At 54.0% G+C, this 15,198-nt stretch carries 10 protein-coding genes; 3 read left to right on the top strand and 7 right to left on the bottom strand.

The features are described 5' to 3' along the window. Nucleotides 1–17: 17 nt before the first annotated feature. The 4 genes from ACYVH9_RS15020 to ACYVH9_RS15005 all read right to left on the bottom strand — a co-directional run bounded on the left by ACYVH9_RS15020 (nt 18) and on the right by ACYVH9_RS15005 (nt 4,810). A complete protein-coding gene (locus ACYVH9_RS15020; protein ID WP_460637179.1) occupies nt 18–2,858 on the bottom strand; it encodes a glycosyl hydrolase in 2,841 nt (946 codons plus the stop codon). A gap of 68 nt (nt 2,859–2,926) precedes the next feature. Then, nucleotides 2,927–3,754: a sugar phosphate isomerase/epimerase family protein gene (locus ACYVH9_RS15015; protein ID WP_460637178.1), complete on the bottom strand. Its 828-nt coding sequence runs from the start codon at nt 3,752–3,754 to the stop codon at nt 2,927–2,929. 2 nt (nt 3,755–3,756) lie between these two features. Further along, on the bottom strand, nt 3,757–4,575 hold the full coding sequence (locus ACYVH9_RS15010; RefSeq protein WP_460637177.1) for a phytanoyl-CoA dioxygenase family protein: 819 nt from the start codon (nt 4,573–4,575) through the stop codon (nt 3,757–3,759). An 82-nt stretch (nt 4,576–4,657) separates the two neighbouring features. Next, complete coding sequence (locus tag ACYVH9_RS15005; protein WP_460637176.1) at nt 4,658–4,810, bottom strand: hypothetical protein; 153 nt, start codon at nt 4,808–4,810, stop codon at nt 4,658–4,660. Nucleotides 4,811–4,973: 163 nt separating this feature from the next. Between ACYVH9_RS15005 and ACYVH9_RS15000 the strand changes: the two genes are divergently transcribed. The 3 genes from ACYVH9_RS15000 (at nt 4,974) to ACYVH9_RS14990 (ending at nt 9,023) form a co-directional block, all read left to right on the top strand. Next, entirely contained in the window at nt 4,974–5,861 is an 888-nt protein-coding gene (locus tag ACYVH9_RS15000) for an AraC family transcriptional regulator (RefSeq protein WP_460637175.1), read from the top strand. A 146-nt stretch (nt 5,862–6,007) separates the two neighbouring features. After that, complete coding sequence (locus ACYVH9_RS14995; RefSeq protein ID WP_460637174.1) at nt 6,008–7,366, top strand: sensor histidine kinase; 1,359 nt, start codon at nt 6,008–6,010, stop codon at nt 7,364–7,366. A 130-nt stretch (nt 7,367–7,496) separates the two neighbouring features. Beyond that, a complete protein-coding gene (locus ACYVH9_RS14990) occupies nt 7,497–9,023 on the top strand; it encodes a sulfatase family protein (RefSeq protein WP_460637173.1) in 1,527 nt (508 codons plus the stop codon). Between the two features lie 56 nt (nt 9,024–9,079). On the opposite strand, the gene ACYVH9_RS14985 is transcribed toward ACYVH9_RS14990, so the two are convergent. Genes ACYVH9_RS14985 through ACYVH9_RS14975 form a run of 3 tightly spaced genes read right to left on the bottom strand, consistent with a single transcriptional unit; the run spans nt 9,080 to nt 15,075 of the window. Then, nucleotides 9,080–11,254: a c-type cytochrome domain-containing protein gene (locus ACYVH9_RS14985; protein WP_460637172.1), complete on the bottom strand. Its 2,175-nt coding sequence runs from the start codon at nt 11,252–11,254 to the stop codon at nt 9,080–9,082. A 37-nt stretch (nt 11,255–11,291) separates the two neighbouring features. Then, nucleotides 11,292–12,746, bottom strand: a complete 1,455-nt coding sequence (locus ACYVH9_RS14980) for a DUF1501 domain-containing protein (protein WP_460637171.1) — start codon at nt 12,744–12,746, stop codon at nt 11,292–11,294. Between the two features lie 4 nt (nt 12,747–12,750). Beyond that, nucleotides 12,751–15,075: a PSD1 and planctomycete cytochrome C domain-containing protein gene (locus tag ACYVH9_RS14975; protein ID WP_460637170.1), complete on the bottom strand. Its 2,325-nt coding sequence runs from the start codon at nt 15,073–15,075 to the stop codon at nt 12,751–12,753. Nucleotides 15,076–15,198: the final 123 nt, after the last annotated feature.

The following is a 15,198-nucleotide window of genomic DNA, read 5'->3' as shown; positions in this document are numbered from 1 at the left end:
TGGATTAATTGATGGTTTTAGGAATACATCGTAACGGGGCCGAGCAGGCCCATTGACTGAATAGGCTGGTTTTTGCGACCCAAGTTAGTCCAATATTGTGCTACGGCGTTATCGGTTAGTGTTTTCATATAATTACCCATACTCGTTGCAACCGTGATTTCAAGGCGATTTCGGCCCGGTTTTACCTTTCCGGTGAGCGGGTAAATCCGGCGGCCAAACCACTTGACCCCGCACGACTGGCCATTGACAAACAGCTCCGAAACGCCGTGCACTTTGCCCAGGTTGAGGTACAAATTGTTGGCATTGACCGGCACATCGATTTCGGCGCGGTAGGTTACCGTGCCCGCAAAGGAAACCCATTCGGGGCGGTCTTTCAGGTCAACGAGCGAATCCAGCTGGCCGGTTTGCTGACTGCCATTGATGTGGTTGAATTCCAAGGTCCATGTAGTGACCGTCAGGCTGTTTGTTCCGGATACGGGCGCGGGTTTCCAGGTGGGACCTTTTTTCTTTTTATCGAACACAATCAGGCGCGAGTCGGCGGGACCTAATTCCAGCAGAAACCGTCTGTTGGTGGTTGGCAGCGCATGCCGTTCGCCGGTTTCAGCGTCCCAGATCCAGCCCTGTCGCTGGCGGGTGATGGTTTCCGAAAGCGTTACGTCCAGCGGCATGGTGCGGTCCATGTGGGAGTTGATAAAAAACAGCAGTTCGGCGTCCTTTGTCTGGTAGCGTATCTGGGTCACAAACGGGTCTGGTTTGCTCAACTGCGCGTACGGCTGAATGCGGTACTGGCGCTGAATGCCGGTAAACCAGTCGGTGAAGTTTTTGCCGGGTTTATCGACCCGCACAAAGCGGTCGGGAAAAGCCTTCAGTTTCTCCACCCAACCGCGGACGGCCTCATCCCGCTGCTCGTGGTTGTTCCACCCAAGCGATTTCGACGGTACGGTTTCGATGCAGAAAATGCGGCCCCCTTTCTGCACAAATTCGTGCATTTTCTCCAAGGTACTCGGCTCCATCCGTTCTACCTGAATCAGAAAAAGCGTGTGGTAGCTGCGCGAACCGTACGTCAGTTTGCCATCTTTTACCACCGATTGCCGGATTACCGGTTCCGAAACGTAATCACAGGCGTTGCCGTTCTGGTGAATCGACTCCCAGATGAGCGACTGATAGGCCGGATGAATCAGGCCCGGAAACGGTTCATTCTGAGCGCCGTATATACTCCACATGTCGGCCACGGGCGGCAGCACGGCTATGTCGGCAAACATGGTGGCTTGCTGAAAAACCGCCGAAAGCCGTGCTTTGTACGTAGTAAAGTGGTGGAAGTAGGGCCACCAGGTATTTTTTTCGTTGAAATACGTGCCATACCGTACCCAGCCCGGAAAGGGTGCCTCGGGCGGGGAGTAGTTGAAACCGTGAAAGATCGGGTGTGTCACCCCCGAAACCGTGCTTTGGTCGCCCGCCAGCTTCAGAATTTCGAGGGTGTCGTTGAATACCATATCGGTATTGGTCAGCTCTTCCGCACTGATATACCGTTTGTTTTTCAGGTGAGCGGCCGACGATACGTACTTGTTGATCATGGTGTAAGCGCGGCCAATGCGGTAATCGTCTCCGCTCATTTCCTTACCCAAACCGTATTTAATCCAGGTTTCACATTCCGGCAAATCCACCTCGAAACTTCCTTCAAGCGGGAAATAACCCCGTCCGTAAGCCTGAACGCGGGACTTTACGTTGTGATCGCGGCACCATTGTACGAAGTTTTTGATAAACCGTTCTTCCAGCAGTTCGGTCTGCGTCAGGGCGTAATCGTAGCGCATCCGCTGCACCCGGTCCTCGACAGCCGGTCCCATCGCGACACCGTACTGAAGGTCCCAGATGTTGCCCATCGCTCCAATTTTAAAAAGCAACAACGGAAGGTAAGGCGTCAGGTCATAGCCGCGCCGTTTTTGAAACTCCGCCATCATATCTGCCGACCAGTTGGCCCCTTCGAGTTCCAGGCTATCGGTGAAAAAAGCCCGAATATGGCCCGCCAGTGATCCGATCCGGGATTCGATGGCGTCGGTCATGTGGTTGAAATACTTCTTGACCGCCGTTTCGTTGTAGTGATTCAACACCGGACCGTTGGCCCCCGGAGCGCCGTTGATCACTTCCATAAAACCGTGCGTTTTGACCAGGGCATAAAGCACATGATCGCCCGGAGGGATCGTGATCCGGGCCACTCCTTTGCTGATGTACGCCGACAAATCCTGCATGTCCTCCAGCCGGTTCAGGGGGTTGGGGACCAGTTTCAGTGCCATTACTTCCACCTGCCGACCCGTGTAGGGCGAGGTAATGCCGGGATCACCTTCGCGGCACAGGTCGAACATCGACACTTCGTATTCCACCGGCCCTTTCAGCTTCCGGGTTGTGATGGTTACAATCTGCGAACGCTCTTCGCCCCGGAGGTATTCGGCGCCGAACGGCCAGCCCGACCCTACAATCAGGTCGCAGGTCATATCGAGTTTTTTGGCTTCCTCGTATGTGGCCTTCACCAAATCAACCCACTCGTCGCTCAGCCATTGCAGCGAAGCCGTATTCATGTCATTGGTGTTTCCGGGGAATTTGACGGGGTTGATTTCAACGCCCCCAATGCCCGCTTTCTTCATCACGCGAAGCTCCCGAATCAATTCCTCCCGGTTTACTTTGTCGCCATTCCACCACCAGCGTACAAAAGGACGATAAAGGGAAGTGGGCTGGCGGAACAGGTTGTATAAATCGTCACCGGTGTCTAATGAGTTTAGCCACGTCTGGCTTCGACTTTGTTGGCTTAGAGCCAGGCCGCCCGACAACAAGGCACTTTGGGTGAGGAAGGTTCGTCGATCCATTCATTTGTAGTTTACTGTTCGACGGGGTGTACTCGTCGGTGCGCCGAACGGTTTGTTCATTGTCCATTTTAGGGCGAATACCGTTGGGTGAGAAAGTCTTTCATCCAGCGGTTCAGGGTAAACTGGTGCTCATCGTCGGGCACGGTTTTGTGGCCCTTGACCATGTAGGGCGGAGGGCCAAACTCCGGGGTAATGGTGATGGCCGCTGCACGCTGTTCCCGGCGTAGCGCCACGTACCGGTCCCAAACCGCGAGGTGGGCCTGTAAAGCCTCGGCGTATTCGTCGGCGGCCGGGTCCCAAACCTGCGGCCCCTGCGTATGGCCCACACGGGCGTGAAGGTGCCGGGCTTGCCGAACGGCCAGTTCTACGGTTTCAGCCTGATCCTCAAGGTAACTTTCCGAAACGCAAAACCAGTGGGAAATATCGAGCGTCAGCGGCAGGCTGGCGTATTTTTTCAGGAACGGGGCCACCACATGGGCCGCGTAGGTCCATTTGTTGCGGTGCGTTTCCTGGTAGATCGGAATGCCCGTTCGGGTGCTGACGATTTCGCAAATTGCCAGGCAATCTTCCACCTGATCAGACGAAAAATATTCCCGACCGGTTTGGGCCGATAGATGCAACAGCCGTTTTCCTCCCACGGTTGCCAAATCGGCGAGTTGCTCCGACAGAACCGTAAGGTACGCGTTGAAATCAGCGGGAGCGTTCCGTACTGTCATGACAATCGTCAAATCGAGTTCGTATTCGTCCAGCCACTGCGCAACCTGCCCGACATCCGCCGTTTCGCCATACGGATACCACTCAATACCGTCGTAGCCCGCTTCTTTCACCCGCCGGAGAAAGGTCGGCCACGGAACGTGCTCGAATCCCCAGCGGGGACAAAAGAAACGCAGTGGCATGCTTATTTTCGGCGGTAAATGAGTGGGTTTTGCTCATCGTTGTTCAAGGTGTTGCCGACGCGTAAGGCACTCAGGTACGGTTCTGGCAGAATGTTGGCCTGACCATTAAACGTGTTGCCGTCGGGCATGTAGGCGCAGGTCATTGCGCGTCGGTAACCGCTGGTCATGTTGGCCCCTGCGCCGTGGATCGTCAAGCCGTTGTGGAACGAACAGCTTCCGGCCTTCATCGGAACTGCCACCGACTGGGTCGAAGCCAGTTCGGGGTAGAGCGTAAAAATACCGTCCATGTTTTTGCCAATCCCCGCGTTCTTGAAGGTGGTTGTCTGAAACGAACCGGGAATGAAGTACAGGCAGCCGTTTTCCAGCGTCGCATCGTCCAGGGCCACCCAGATGGAAAGCGCCCGGCGGTCTGAAAATGACCAGAAGGGGGTGTCCAAGTGCCAGGCCGTGGGGTTGGCCCAGGGGCGTTTGAAGAGGGCTTGATCGTGCCAGATCCGAATGCCATCGACACCGGCCAGGTTGGCAGCCATTTCACCGATGCGCGGATCGAGCATCAATTCCCGGACGTCCTCATTGGTTTGCCAGAGATTCAGCAACTGATCGAACACTTTGCCGAAAAACTCCGTATCTTCATTGATGCCGTCGTCGTCGCCAACCATCACGGCTTTGCCGGGCATTTTCTGGCCCGCCCGCTCCCGCACGGCCTGCATCACCACCGTGCGCCAGTGCTCCAGCTCTTCCGCGTCCAGAAAGTTTTCGATCAGGATAAAACCGTTCGTTTGGTAGTCCCTGATCTGCTCGTCGGTTAGTTGGTAGTTCATACTTATTAAAGGAAAGGTTAAGAACCCGGATTTTGTCCGGGTCGGTATTCAGGTTGTAGGTCCCGCACGTGGGGTAAGATAATTAGTACAGAGTGTGAAGCTGGCCGGAGCAGGCCGACGGTTGCCTGCGGGCTATGCCGGGTGGGGGTAAAACCGGAGTAGCCTGGTCGTGGTTGACCAGGCCCAGCCAGCGGGTACGTCTTTTGTGTGTTTGATATGGAACGGGGTAGTTCATATCGTTTTAAAAAGTGGGTTTAGGAAGTCAGGGGTAGGAACAGCCAATTTTTTCAATAGTCAAAACTAGGCGTTGGCGAGGGGATAGGACATTCATAAATTGTGATTTAATATATATTTTTTGTGATCGTCGGGTTAAATTGCCCTGGAATACACCGACCCTTATGCTGAATTACTATAAATACTTATCCCTAAATGCTGAAGAAGAAAACTGGGGGTTACAGGTTCTGACCGCTGGCTGCGCTTCTATTCCGCCAAATAAGCCGTACCCATCGCCGGGGCATCCCAGCGATCATTACTTCAATTGGGAAACGGGCCGGGTGCTGGACGATTGCTACGTGGTGTATATTCCCCAGGGGAAAGGGTATTTTCAATCGAATCAGCCTGAGCCGGTGGAGGTCGAGAGCGGAACGGTTATGATGTTGTATCCGGGGCAATGGCACCGGTACAAACCCGATGAATCGACCGGTTGGGAGGAATATTGGGTTGGTTTTAACGGGTTGATCATCAGTGATCTAATCGAAAAGAATTATTTTCAGCCGTCTAATCCACTCCTGAAAGTCGGCTTGCAGGATCAGCTGGTGCGTATTTTTCAAAGCATCATGGAAACGGTTCAGGCCGAAAAACCCGGGTATCAGGCGTTGGCGTGTGGCGCTATTCTCTACCTGTTGGGAAGTATTCATTCGCTGTCGCGCGGGCGGGAAGAGCAGGAAAGCGACGCGGAGGAGGCCGTGATTCAGAAGGCCAAACTCATCATTTTGTCCCAGATCGACCAGCCGCTGGTGCCGGAGTCGGTGGCCGACGAGCTGAATGTAAGCTACGCCTGGTTCCGCAAAGCGTTCAAAGCCGCTACGGGTCTGGCGCCCAAGCAATACATTCTACAGCTAAAAATGGAGCGGGCGGTTCAGTTGCTGGCCGATCCGAACAAATCCATCAAGGAAATTGCCTACACCCTTAATTTCGAATCGCCGTTTTATTTTTCATCCCTTTTCAAGAAGAAAATTGGCCTTTCGCCCGAGCGATACCGGACGAATATGTTTAAAACGGATTAATGATTCGTCGTTGCTCAGCCACTTAGTCCTGCTTTAGTCCGGTAGCGAACGCGGGACGCTGAGGAACGTTTCTTGCCGCAGCACGCACGTCCTGTTGGGAGTTTGTATCTTTGTGGCGCATACGAAGTGTCTTTCTGTTCTTTTCTATGGCTGGTGAAGCAGTATTGTTTCTTTACGTCGGCGCGGTTGGGGCTATTTTCCTGCTGAATACGTTTCAGTGGAGCTTTTCCCGGGACTGGATTTATGGCGTCTTCACGTTGCAGACCTTCATCTGGTTTGCTTATGCTCTGCTCCAGCGCTTGTATTTTTCGACTGAATCGCTGACAACGGCCGATTACATGACCATTCATCTGGTGGTGCATAGTTTGGCGCAGATCGCTTACCTGGAACTGGTTTACCGTTTGTTTGATGTGGCCGGGCACTATCCCCGCTTAAAACCGTGGTTGCGAAGCACGCAGGTCGTGGCAGCGTTTTACCCGTTGTTGGAGGTAGGCCTGTTGATCATCACGCAGAAAGCGTGGCAGGAAACCGCCTGGCACACGGCTATTGCCACCGGTTACTGGCTGATATTGATTGGTAATTGCCTGACCGGTATCTGGATTGCCGCCCGGTGCCGGAACGCGGTAGGGTGGTATTTTGTGGCCGGAAGTGTTCTGTTAATGCTTCATGAGATCAATTCGTTGAGCAATTACATCGGACCGTTTTATCCGTTGCCCACCACCGAATCGGGCCTTAACCTGGCCAAACAGATTCTGGGCGGTGGACTCATTATCGAACTCATGAGTTTTTCGCTGGCGCTGGTGCTCCGTCAACGCCAGCTGGCGGTGGCGCAAGCCGTGGCGCAAACCCGGGTGGAATCCAGTCTGGTACAGCAGCGACTGGAGGCAGAATTGGCCGTGCAGCGGCTGGAGAAAGAGAAAACCAATGCCCAGCTCCGGGCCATGCAGGCGCAGGTGAATCCGCACTTTCTGTTCAACAGCCTAAACTCCCTATCGGCGCTGATCGAAGACGAGCCGCAACGGGCCAGTCAGTTTGTTGATCAGCTCAGCGTCGTGTACCGGTATTTGCTGCGGGCCAGCGACGAGCCGTTGACGACCTTTTCCAGCGAACTTACCTTTATTCAGTCCTATTATCACCTCTTAAAAACCCGTTATGGTCAGGGGCTTCACCTGATCGTTCGGGCTGATCCTGAAGATTTACAACGGTTTTTGCCGCCGTTGTCGCTGCAATTGCTGGTCGAAAATGCGGTGAAACACAACGTGGTATCCACCCAGCGGCCCCTGACTATTGAAATTACCAGCGATGGGAGTGGGCAGCTGACGGTTCGAAACAATCTGCAACGGAAAACCACGCGTGTGTTGTCCAACGGGGTTGGGTTGTCAACCATTGCAACGTATTACCGAACCTTTGGGCAAACCGCCCCCGCACTGAGCGAAGAAAACGGGCAGTTTGCCATCACCCTGCCACTAATTGCCCCTTCTGGTGATAGGGTTACGCCCTCTTAGTTTTTATCCGCCATCGTTACTAGGTTGCTTTCCTGTCCGGTAGTACCAGGGTGAAAACGGGATAAAGCAGTAACCTAACCCGTTGATCTGCTTTCTGGAAAAGGTAGTTCATCGATCCCCTTGACGTGGCATGAAAATGATCAAATCGGTATTCGCAGAAATTGGAATCGGTCTGTTGCTCGCCATCGGTCCGGCGTTCCTGCCAGCCAGAAAACAACCGCCCAACATTATCTACATCCTGGCCGATGATCTGGGATACGGTGACGTATCAATTTATAATCCCGAGGGAAAGATCAAAACACCCCATATCGATCAGTTGGCGTTGGAAGGTATGCGCTTTACCGACGCTCATTCGCCCTCGTCGGTCTGTACGCCAACGCGGTATGGGCTGCTCACGGGGCGGTATCCGTGGCGCAGTCGGCTGCCGGTGGGGGTATTGCGGGGCTACAGCCGAACCCTGATTGACCCCAACCGCCCCACCGTCGCATCGTTTTTGAAAAGTAAGGGTTACCGAACGGCAGTGGTTGGAAAGTGGCACCTGGGGCTGGACTGGGCTGTGACCAAAGAGCAAGCACCGCTTCTGACGGCGGAGGGGTACGGAATCAAAACTGAAATGAATCCGGAGCACATCGATTTTTCCCAAAAACCGACGCAGGGACCCAACACCGTGGGTTTTGATTACTCTTACATCTTGCCCGCTTCCCTCGATATGCCGCCGTATTGCTACCTGCAAAATCAGCAATTGACCGAACAGCTCACGGGCCACACTCAAGGTAACAAGCCGGAGTCGGGCTACGCCGGTGCGTTCTGGCGGGCGGGCAAGATGGCTCCATCGTTCGATTTTCACGGGGTGTTGCCCACGTTGGTGGCAAAAGCCACTGACTTTCTGAAAAAGCAATCGGCAGAAAAACCGTTCTTTCTTTACCTGCCGCTGGCGGCTCCCCACACCCCCTGGGTGCCGACCCGCGATTACGTGGCTACATCGGGAGCCGGCGAATACGGAGATTTTGTCCAGCAGGTAGATGCCGCCGTCGGGGCCGTGCTGCAAACGTTGGCCGAGACCGGTTTGGCCGACAATACGCTGGTTGTTTTTACGAGCGACAATGGGCCATACTGGCGCCCAGATTACGTAGAACGATTTCAGCACAAAGCGGCTGGCGGTTTTCGGGGAATGAAGGGAGATGCGTTTGAGGGTGGCCACCGCATTCCGTTTATCGTTCGCTGGCCGGGGCAGGTTAAAGCCGGTTCGGTCAGTACGGCCACCACGACCTTGACCAACCTGATGGCGACCTGTCAGGAGCTTGTGGGGGGTAAAAACCGTACAGCTATTCCCGAAGACAGCTACAGTATTCTGCCCGTGCTGTTGGGGAAAGTCCAGCAGGTTCCGGACCAACCCGCCGTGGTTCATAGCTCGTCCATCGGTTTTTTTGCGATTCGTCAGGGCGACTGGAAATTGATTGAAGGGCTGGGGTCGGGCGGTTTTACCGAGCCGAATAACCGGAAACCCCAGGCGGGCGAACCGGTCGGACAGCTTTATAACCTGGCTACGGATGGTTCAGAAACGACTAATCTGTACCAGCAGCACCCCGAAAAAGTGCGGGAACTAGCGGGTTTGCTCGCCAAAATCAGGCAGAGTAAAAATCGGGTACTGCCTTGAAGTTGCTTTCGGGTCAGCAGCACCTGCTGACCCGAAAAGCTGTCTTGATTCGGCTCTCAATTAATAAACATCTCATCCACCAACACCAGGCCCGGTTTGCCTTTGCCGCCGTGCCACTCCGGCAGCGTACACGGTTTGGCAACCACCTTAAGACAGGCAACGGTTTGTGGTTTGAAGGGGCAGGTCACAGTGGTCAGTGAATGCTCATCGCCTTTGGATGGCATTTTCGGTTTGACGGTCGTAAGCAACTTCATCTGGTCCGGGCTGGCTCCACCCCACACTTCGACCGTGGCCGGGGGGAAAATACCGGTGGCTTCTTCGATCATGATGCGCAGCGCCACGGACGAGGCTGTAATCGGTTTTTTAAACTCCGAAACTACCACCATGTCGTTGTTCCGAACGCCGGTCCAGTTGTTGGCCCAGGCTGGGCTGTTGGCGTTAAACGTACCTAGTTTCTGGTCAAAAAATGATTTGGGGCCGTCGGCCTGGTGAACCCGGTTCAGCGGTTGCAACAGAATTACGCTGTCGGGTTTATAGGCTGATTTGAAGAAATCAAACGTAGCCACACTACTGCCGTACCAGCCGTCTTTGTAGGCTTTGGCCTTGATGGTGGTCATATCGGTCAGCACGGTTTTGTTGTTGAAAACCGGCGAATGAATGCTGTCGGGCTCGGTGCCGTCGGTGGTGTAGCGGATCTGAACACCCTTGATCGGATGCCGCAGGGCCAGCGGCAGCGTTTGCGCAAAAACCATCGAACTGTTTTTTACCTCCGGCGGGTTCAGGGTGAGCGGATTGCTGCCGTCGTCTTTGAAACCAGCAATAAACGTGATGTTTTTGTGCGCTTTCTGCAATTGCTGGATTTCCGACGGGGTCAGCTTGGTTTCCCAGAGCGACACGGTTTGCAGGTTTTTAAAATCCCGAATCTGGTTCTGGAGGTCGGCGTAGGCGACCTGCGTGCCGGAGAGCGTAAGGCTTTTCAGGTGTTGCAGTTTGGCCAGCTCTTTCAGGTCTTTGCCCGTTACATCCGTGAAATTCAGGTCCAGCCGTTGCAGGTTTTCAAACTGGCTGATTGCCTTCAAATCGGCATCTTTCACCGGTAGTTTGTTTAGACTTAGCGAAACTACCTGTTTTTTGATGTCGCCCAACTCCTGCAATTTTTCGACCGAATAGGTACTCCGGTTGTACAGGTTGACCGCCAACGCCGGAGACTCCTTCGCCAACGGGGCAATCGTGCGGTAGTCGTTGTTCAGCTTTTGAATGGTTTCTTCATCAGCCGCAGCAAACTCGTAGACGTCCTCGGCCTGATCGGTGGATCGAAAGCGGACTGAGGCCAGTTGGCGTAATGAATCGGATGCGGGTAAATCAACCAGTTTTTTATTAAAGTCCGGGCGACCTTTTACCCACAGCGCCAGCAGCGTCATTTCGTCGGTGGTCAACTGGGTTTTGCCTTTGGGTGGCATGTGCTTTTTGTCTTCTTCCGACAGATGAATCCGCTGGAGCAACAGGCTGGCTTCCGGGTCGCCGGGCTTGAATAGCTTACCGGATTTGCCGCCCTTCAGCAGCGCTTCTTCCGTAGCCATGCTCAGCTGGCCCTTCAATTTTTCGGGATTGTGGCAACTGACGCACTTTTGCTCAAAAATGGGTTTAATCACATCCTTGTAAACGAGTGCCTGATCCAGCGCAACCATTTCAGGCGCGGCTTGATTGGTAATGGGCCCCGAAATGAAATTGTCGCCGTGGGTCAGCACCGCACCGTAATGGCCCGCGCCCACCAGAAAGAAAACCGTCAGAACAGCCGCTGATTTGGCCAGCGGAGCTTTGTACCAGCTTTTGTTACGGCTCCAGTAAATGAAGCAGGACAAGTAAAAAAGAAGCACACCCGACCATTTGTGCCATTGCAGCACCTCGCCCGTATACCCGTCTTCCTTGGAAAGAAACAGGCCCATGATAACCGTAATACCCGCCGACAGAATCCCGACCAAAAGCAGGTTCGTCAGAAAGCCCCGGTAAAACTCATTGGTCGTGTTGGCGGCATTGAAGCGAAACAGCTCCATCGCCATCGCCAGCAGCAGAATGACAATTGGAAAGTGAAGAAACAACGGGTGCATACGCCCGATGGACTGCACCCAGGCCGGAACAACAATTCGGCTCTCAAAAAGTAACAAAAATAATATGAAGACCGCCGAAGCAAACAGTGCCTGCTCGGCCAGACTTTTGACCCTTTTAGTCATCACAAAATCAATCCAGTGGGTTTAGGAACGGGTATTTTTAGGCAATGAGGTCGCGGACAACTTTTCCGGAAACATCTGTCAACCGGTAGCGACGACCCAGGTGTTTGAAAATCAGTTTTTCGTGATTGAGCCCCAGCTGGTGCAAAACCGTGGCCTGGAAATCGTGGACATGGACCGGATTCTGGGCTATGTTATACCCCAGTTCGTCGGTTTCACCGTAAACGATACCGGGCTTGATTCCGCCCCCGGCCATCCAGATTGTGAAACAGCGCGGATGGTGGTCGCGTCCGTAGTTATCGGCCGTCAGTTTGCCCTGGGTGTAGCTGGTTCGGCCAAATTCACCGCCCCAGATTACCAGCGTTTCGTCCAACAAACCGCGTTGTTTGAGGTCGGTTACCAGGGCCGCCGACGCCTGATCCACGTCTTTGGCTTGTTTGGCAATCTCAAACGGCAGGTTGCCGTGCTGGTCCCAGCCCTGGTGGTAGAGCTGCACAAACCGCACGCCGTTTTCGGATAGCTTGCGGGCCAGCAGGCAATTGGCTGCGTACGTTCCGGGCACCAGACAGTCCGGGCCGTAGAGCTTGACAATATCGTCTGATTCGCGCGACAAGTCCATCACTTCCGGAACCGCCATCTGCATCCGGTACGCCATTTCGTACTGTTTCACTTTGGCCGAGATCTCCGGATCACCGAACTCCTGGTACGCCATATCGTTCAGTTTTGCCAGATTATCCAGCATATCCCGACGGGCGTGCCGATCCATACCTTCGGGGTCGCGCAGGTACAAAACCGGGTCTTCGCCCTTGCTAAACTGTACGCCCTGGTGAATGGAATCCAGAAAACCGTTCGACCACAGTTTGGAATAAACGCCCTGTCCGTTCCCGATGCCACGCGACAGCAAAACCGTGAAGTTGGGGAGATTCTTATTTTCGTTGCCCAATCCGTAGCTCAGCCACGCGCCCATGCTCGGACGGTTGCCCTGCTGGGAGCCAGTTTGCAGGAACGTTAGCGCCGGATCGTGGTTGATGGCTTCGGTATACATCGACTTCACGATGCAGAGGTCGTCCACAATTTTAGCGGTGTAGGGAAAGAGGTCACTCACCCAGGCCCGCGACTGGCCATACTGCTTAAAATCGACGAATGAACCCACCAGCGGAAACGACGACTGGTTGGCCGTCATTCCGGTTAGTCGCTGATTGCCGCGTACGGAAGGCGGAATTTCCTGCCCCAGCATTTCGCGCAGTTTGGGCTTGTAATCAAAGAGTTCCTGCTGAGAGGGCGCGCCATTCTGGAACAAATAAATAACGCGTTTGGCCTTGGGTGCAAAGTGCGGAATACCGGGCGTGAAGCCTTCTTCGTCGGCACTGTTTTCTCCGAACAAATCCGGGACCATCAGCGATCCTAAAGCTGCGCTGCCGAGCCCTAAACTTAACCGGGACAGGAAGCGACGCCGGTTGAAATTAAAGCCGTGTTCTAAGATTTCCTTTTCCATAAGATTAAGTTTTTGTGATGGCTTCTTCCAGGTTGTAAATAGTTGAAACAACGCGCATGAGAGCGGCTAGTTTTGTTCGGTCAATTTTGTCGGGTACGGGATATTCGCCTACGGCCAACGCTTTGTCGACCACCGGTTTTTTGAGCTCTTTGGCCTCTTTTTCGTAGTAAGCCGCCAACGTTTCTACCTCTTGTTCGCGCGGTTTACGACCCACAATCAGCCGGAACGCTTTCGTGATTTTGTCCTTGTCGGCACTCTTTTCCTGCAATAACTTGGCCGCCAGCACACGCGATGCTTCCAGAACCGTTGGATCGTTCATCATCACCAGCGCTTGCAGTGGCGTATTGGTTTTCAGGCGTTTCACCTCGCACAAATCCCGGTTGCTGGCGTCGAAAATCGCCAACGATGGGGGAGGAACCGTCCGTTTGATCAGTGTGTACATCCCGCGCCGGTACAGGCTCGGTCCGTGATCCTGGTTGTAGGTTGAGAGCAACCCGCGGCCCGAGGTGGCACCTTCCCACAAACCAGCGGGCTGGTACGGTTTTACGCTGGGGCCACCGATGGAACGGTTTAGCAAACCGCTGCTCGACAGCACAAGGTCTTTAACGAATTCGGCGTGAATGCGGTAACGGGGGCCGCGCGCCAGATACACGTTATCCGGGTCGTTTTTCAATTTTTCCGGCGAAATCACCGCCGATTGCCGGTAGGTAGCCGACGTTACCATCTGTTTCACCAGCCGTTTGATGTCCCAGTTGTGACTCATGAAATCGACGGCCAGCCAGTCGAGCAGTTCCGGGTGGGTGGGCAAATCTCCCTGCATCCCAAAGTCGCCGGAGGTTTTGACGATACCTTTCCCGAAAAACTCCTGCCAGAGCAGGTTAACGTACACCCGAGCAGTCAGCGGATTTTTCTTGTCGAACAGCCACTGCGCCAGTCCCAAGCGGTTCTGGGGATAGTTTTTGTTGAACGGCAGAATCGATTCGGGGGTACCGGGCGTTACTTCATCGCCCGGCGCGTCGTAATTGCCCCGCTGAAGGATATAGGTTTTACGAAGCGTATCCGGGTCCATGTCGCCCATCACCGAGACAATTAGCCGGTTGGTGTCAGGCTTATTGACAAACGTTAGAAGATCCTTTACATCCTTGTCGCTGATTTCCATCAACGGTTTTTTGGCGTAGGTTTCCGGGCCGCCAATCACCGACTCAATACCCACTTCCTTGACGTTGTTGAAGAACGCAAACAGCCGGTAATATTCCTTCTGGGAGAACGGATCGTATTTGTGGTCGTGGCAGTGCGCACATTCCATCGTGACGCCAAGCAGCCCCTTACCGAACAAATCCGTGCGGTCGGTAACGTACATAATCCGGTATTCTTCCGGAATAACGCCCCCTTCTTCCGTGATTTTGTGGTTGCGGTTGAAACCGGTCGCCAGCAGTTGCTCCTTGGTCGAGTTGGGTAACAAATCGCCCGCCAGCTGCCAGGTAACGAAGTCGTTGTAATGCATGTTTTTGTTGAACGCGTGGATTACCCAGTCGCGCCAGGGCCACTGCGTCCGGTAGCCGTCGTCCTGGTAGCCGTGCGAATCGGCGTAGCGGGCCAGGTCCAGCCAGTGCAAGGCCATTTTTTCACCGTAAGCCGGGTTTTTCAGCAGCCGGTCAACGGCTTTTTCGTAGGCATCCGGGCTGTTGTCGGCCAGAAACTGATCCATCATTTCCAGCGTCGGCGGCAAACCGATCAAATCCAGACTGGCGCGCTTCAGCAATCGCTCCTTGTCGGCTTCTTCGTTGGGCGACAGTCCTTTTTGTTCCTGTTTGTGGAGGACGAAATAATCAATCTCATTTTTGGGCCAGTCTTTCTGATCGACCTCGGGCAGTGCCGGTTTCTGGGGGGCAACAAACGCCCAGTGTTTTTCGTACTTGGCACCCTGCTTGATCCATTTCTCAATCAGCTTGATTTCACGCTGGGTGAGTTTCAGGTTGGACGAGGGCGGGGGCATAAGCAGGGACGTATCCTGCGTGGTGATGCGGAGAAAAGCTTCCGATACTTCGGGCTTTCCGGCCACCAGGGCGTGGGCCGAGGGGTTTTCCTGCAAGGCTTTGAAGGCGCTTTCGGCCACATCGAGACGCAGCCCGGCTTCGCGTTTGTTGGCGTCCGGACCGTGGCAGGCCAGGCATTTGTCGGAGAGAATGGGCCGGATATCGAAGTTGTAACTGACAACATCCGGTATTTTCGCTTCATCAGCTCCGCTGGTCGAATCCGTGTTGCAAGCCTGAAAGGCACATAAAATGCCAGCAAGAACACCAATCAAATGATAGGATCGCTTCAGCATGTTCGATTTAAATAATTCAGGTTTAGGGAATGCGGTAAGGGGTAGAACGTCAGAAATTGCCGCCAAACGACAAGCAATTTAACTCAAACAGACAATTAGAAGTTAGTACAATATGGTCGGATA

The sequence above is a fragment of the Larkinella harenae genome (assembly GCF_054780515.1).
Note: the sequence above shows the minus strand (reverse complement) of the source record. Positions and strands in the feature narration are given on the sequence as shown.

Excerpts from the sequence above, each read along its gene's own strand:
- ACYVH9_RS15020 (WP_460637179.1), bottom strand. The coding sequence starts at position 2,858 with ATGGATCGACGAACCTTCCTCACCCAAAGTGCCTTGTTGTCGGGCGGC.
- ACYVH9_RS15005 (WP_460637176.1), bottom strand. The coding sequence starts at position 4,810 with ATGAACTACCCCGTTCCATATCAAACACACAAAAGACGTACCCGCTGG.
- ACYVH9_RS14980 (WP_460637171.1), bottom strand. The coding sequence starts at position 12,746 with ATGGAAAAGGAAATCTTAGAACACGGCTTTAATTTCAACCGGCGTCGC.
- ACYVH9_RS15010 (WP_460637177.1), bottom strand. The coding sequence starts at position 4,575 with ATGAACTACCAACTAACCGACGAGCAGATCAGGGACTACCAAACGAAC.
- ACYVH9_RS14995 (WP_460637174.1), top strand. The coding sequence starts at position 6,008 with ATGGCTGGTGAAGCAGTATTGTTTCTTTACGTCGGCGCGGTTGGGGCT.
- ACYVH9_RS15000 (WP_460637175.1), top strand. The coding sequence starts at position 4,974 with ATGCTGAATTACTATAAATACTTATCCCTAAATGCTGAAGAAGAAAAC.
- ACYVH9_RS14990 (WP_460637173.1), top strand. The coding sequence starts at position 7,497 with ATGAAAATGATCAAATCGGTATTCGCAGAAATTGGAATCGGTCTGTTG.
- ACYVH9_RS14985 (WP_460637172.1), bottom strand. The coding sequence starts at position 11,254 with ATGACTAAAAGGGTCAAAAGTCTGGCCGAGCAGGCACTGTTTGCTTCG.
- ACYVH9_RS15015 (WP_460637178.1), bottom strand. The coding sequence starts at position 3,754 with ATGCCACTGCGTTTCTTTTGTCCCCGCTGGGGATTCGAGCACGTTCCG.
- ACYVH9_RS14975 (WP_460637170.1), bottom strand. The coding sequence starts at position 15,075 with ATGCTGAAGCGATCCTATCATTTGATTGGTGTTCTTGCTGGCATTTTA.